This window comes from Vibrio sp. 03_296, assembly GCF_002265885.1.
On record NZ_NPKW01001353.1, the window covers coordinates 1 to 1,679 of the forward strand.

General features: G+C 42.0%; 3 protein-coding genes and 1 pseudogene. All 4 read right to left on the reverse strand.

Annotated features, from left to right (window positions below; all coding sequences use genetic code 11):
* Window positions 1-41: 41 nt before the first annotated feature.
* Window positions 42-151 (reverse strand): annotated as a pseudogene (locus CIK04_RS35320) (N-acetyltransferase); the annotation flags it as partial.
* Window positions 152-156: 5 nt separating this feature from the next.
* Window positions 157-270 carry a DUF3265 domain-containing protein gene (locus CIK04_RS32130; RefSeq protein ID WP_325206081.1) on the reverse strand — a complete coding sequence of 38 codons (114 nt, stop codon included), beginning with the start codon at window positions 268-270 and terminating at the stop codon, window positions 157-159.
* Window positions 271-287: 17 nt separating this feature from the next.
* Entirely contained in the window at window positions 288-545 is a 258-nt protein-coding gene (locus tag CIK04_RS35325; protein ID WP_325206080.1) for a GNAT family N-acetyltransferase, read from the reverse strand.
* A 246-nt stretch (window positions 546-791) separates the two neighbouring features.
* Complete coding sequence (locus CIK04_RS32140; protein ID WP_081096094.1) at window positions 792-926, reverse strand: DUF3265 domain-containing protein; 135 nt, start codon at window positions 924-926, stop codon at window positions 792-794.
* Window positions 927-1,679: the final 753 nt, after the last annotated feature.

A 1,679-nucleotide genomic window follows, 5' to 3' on the forward strand; every position in this document is an offset into this window, starting at 1 on the left:
AAACCAAAACAACTCCACTCACTTTTAGCGCTTGTTTTTTATTGCTTAACTGCGAGCTCAGTTGGCCTGTAAAACTTGACGAAGATTCGTCGAAGCAACGCTCTGACAGTTCAACCACAGATTTTCTATTTACATCAAGCTGCTTAATCATCAATTTCACCTTAGGCAATAACGCCGCGTTAAGGGGTGAGTGCCGCCTAAACCAAGTTCCCGCAGACCACATTCACCACCAAAACTCACCGCATACCAAAAATGCCACGCGGCATGAATCCCTCTTTAACGCTTTGTTAGGTTAATCGTTTTTCTGCTAATTGTCCGCGCTCGCCAATGTCCCCCACAGCAGTCCAACCATGCTTATGATAGAAACTAACTGCTTGTAAATTAGTAGGTATATAGCGCAAGTGAGCGTACGCACATTCGCTCGTTTTTTGAACTGAGCGAATATAAAGTCTTTCTAGCTCACTACCTAAACCTTTGTTGCGATATTCTGGTAACAAATACAGTAAGTTAATGTAGCCGAACTTCACTCCTTGCTCATCCAGCAAGCCATTTCGGAATTCTATTTGACCTATAACCTCATTGTTTTGAAAACATGATAAAAGCCAGAATTGTCAAATGTGTTTAGCTTTGTAAACCACGCTTTAGTCTCGCCGACATTAAAGTTGGTGTCATCTCCAAAACTTACGAGATGTGCATCACGACGAAATGAACACACAAATCGAGAGTACCCTCGTTTCGATATTTACCGGGGACAAATTCCATTTATTACTCCCTACGTTGAATAGATTAACCTAACGCCGCGTTAAGGGGTGAATGCCGCCTAAACCAAGCTTCTGCAGACCACTTTCACCACAAAAATCACCGCAAACTAAAAATGCCACGCGGCATGAATCCCACTTAAACGCCTTGTTATGTTTAAGGCTCAAAGGGTTAAGTTTTGCGATACCAAGAGCTTAACTCGAGTTACCTTTGAAAACCAAAACCAGACGCTAAAAAGCTGAATTAACTCATAAATTTGATTCTAATGATTTTGAGTTTTAGCGTGAGAAGCCGAAAACTGGAGTTGAAACTTTGAAACAAAGACGCTTTATTCGACTCACAAATGCACTGAGCTTTAATGAGGCAACTCTCAGAATTTTTCGCGCCCAAGAATTGGAGTCCAGAAAACAGCGCCCAATGAGGTTAACTTGCCGACAAGAGCAAAATTAGAAAGCCGAGAATGAAAAGAAGAGATGCAACCAACTGATTTTACGTGATTAAACATAACGCCGCGTTAAGGGGTGCAGGCACGCACCACAAAAGCTACCGCACAGCGACTTAATCACTGAACCCAACGCAAATCGAAAATGCCACGCGTGCCAAATCCCTCTTAAACGCTTTGTTATGCTTAAGCTTCAATGGGTTAAGTTTGATCAGAACCAAGATTAACTCGACTTTGATTCACAAACAAAAGCCAAAACGTAGAAAACCGAAATGAATCATAGTTTTGATAATCAGRCTAGGAATTTTGGCAAATCTGGTTTGAAGTTTGAAAACCTAAAATGGATTTCTGATTGAGCCAACCGCCCTAACCTCGCGATTGCCCGAGAATTGAATGAGGCAATTCTCTGAATTTCTAGCGCCAAAGAATATGCGTCCGAAAAACAGCGCTCACAAAAGCCGGCTTGCCGACAAACACA